This is a genomic window from Mariniflexile aquimaris (genome assembly GCF_042676825.1).
Classification (GTDB): domain Bacteria; phylum Bacteroidota; class Bacteroidia; order Flavobacteriales; family Flavobacteriaceae; genus Mariniflexile; species Mariniflexile aquimaris.
This window is the reverse complement of record NZ_JBHTIB010000051.1, coordinates 1-704: the sequence shown is the minus strand read 5'-3', so window position 1 is coordinate 704 and position 704 is coordinate 1. Positions and strand designations below refer to the sequence as shown.

The 704-nt window shown below is 31.2% G+C and carries 1 protein-coding gene; it reads left to right on the top strand.

The genetic code is table 11. The features are described 5' to 3' along the window. Positions 1–77: 77 nt before the first annotated feature. Positions 78–635: a hypothetical protein gene (locus tag ACFQ0I_RS17365; RefSeq protein ID WP_379944259.1), complete on the top strand. Its 558-nt coding sequence runs from the start codon at positions 78–80 to the stop codon at positions 633–635. The last annotated feature ends 69 nt before the right edge of the window (positions 636–704 follow it).

Below are 704 nucleotides of genomic sequence, written 5' to 3'. Positions count from 1 at the left end.
CGTTGTGCAACATTTCCGAAAACGGCATAATTATTGATAATTTCCTACAATGTTTTAATATCTAAAAACCATCTTAAATGAAAAAAAACTTACTGTTTCTATTATTCGGACTTTTAACAACCCTGAATTACGCTCAAGAAAAAAATGACATTGGAACTAAAAAAATTTGGCGTGTGAATTTTTTAAATCCCGCAATCGAATTGGAAATTCCAACAGGACAATATTCTACCTTTTCTTCAGCACTCGGAATTGGTTATGGTGGAGGATATCCTGACTTAACTTCTGCAGGAAATGGATTTATTTATATAATTAGTCCATTCGCTGATTTTCAACAAAAATGGTTTTACAACCTAAACAAGAGAAATCGAAAAGATAGAAATACCGAAAATAATTCTGGGAACTTTGTTTCGTTGCGTTTTGTAACACGTGGAAATTCAATCGCAGAAAACGTATATCGGACTTCTGATTTTGATTTTACAGTTGGTCCGACTTGGGGAATTCAAAGAAAATATGGGGAAAATTTTCACTTACTTTTTGATATTGGACCAATTTATTATTTTGACACAAATGGAAATGGAAACTTTTATCCAATTTTGTTACAACTCAATTTAGGATTTGACTTAAAAAAGAAATAAAAACGTTGCACAACACCGTGTATAAAAAATTGCTAGTTTTATACTAAACCAATGTTAGTTGCTTTGCTT